The 706-nt window shown below is 54.4% G+C and carries 1 protein-coding gene and 1 pseudogene; both read right to left on the bottom strand.

Annotated features, from left to right (window positions below; all coding sequences use genetic code 11):
- Positions 1–368 precede the first annotated feature (368 nt).
- Positions 369–539, bottom strand: a pseudogene (locus tag CG471_RS31890) (IS630 family transposase); the annotation flags it as partial.
- Positions 540–551: 12 nt separating this feature from the next.
- Positions 552–706 (bottom strand): transposase (locus CG471_RS29900; protein ID WP_143560330.1); only part of this gene is annotated, 155 nt, incomplete at its 5' end.

The raw sequence follows: 706 nt of genomic DNA, 5'->3' as shown, positions 1-706 counted from the left end.
CAATCTATGTTTTATGCATATGTTGGGTAATTTGATTTGTTTAGTTGCGCATCTTGTAAATTGATGATTTCGAGAAATTATAATATCGGATATTGAGCTTTGTGGATTGGGCACTTGCGGTTGCATTGCCCAATGGCTTTGGGCGCTCTCGAATGGCAACTATCCGATCATGCGATCTGTGGCTGTGTGTGCCGGGTGGCTGCTCAATGTAGCCTTCGCTCTTGTGGGGCTCGAGATGGCGCGACCAGGCTCTGGCCCATTGAGTGCGGTTCCATAAAATCCTCGAGGGTTTGGCGCTCCCGGTTCTGTAATTGCAGGTCTGCGGACTTCGGCATCGGTTGCAGTTGCTTGCCGAGAATCGGGTCTGGCTAGTGAATTAACTCCAACGTTTGGAACCCGCGATTTCGAGCGGCGATAATGTCGTCCGGATTGGCCTTCCAGATGAAGGGCTTGGGGTTGTTGGCGTTGTATTCCCGGATGAACCGGTTGATGGCCGCCTGAAGGTCGACGATAGAGTGGAAGACGCCGTGCTTAAGAGTCGGTTTCGAAACTCACGCTGACCGAGCCAAACGGCGTAGCATGAGCATGGCGGCGGCGGCGTAGAGGAAGGCTGCGGCGGATTTGAGGGTGGCTTCCACGTCCTTGGCCAGACGGCGGTTTCGATTGACCCAAGCGAAGAACCGCTCGACCACCCAGCGCCGAGGGA

This window comes from Sphingobium sp. IP1, assembly GCF_002708645.1.
GTDB lineage: Bacteria > Pseudomonadota > Alphaproteobacteria > Sphingomonadales > Sphingomonadaceae > Sphingobium > Sphingobium yanoikuyae.
Note: the sequence above shows the minus strand (reverse complement) of the source record. Positions and strands in the feature narration are given on the sequence as shown.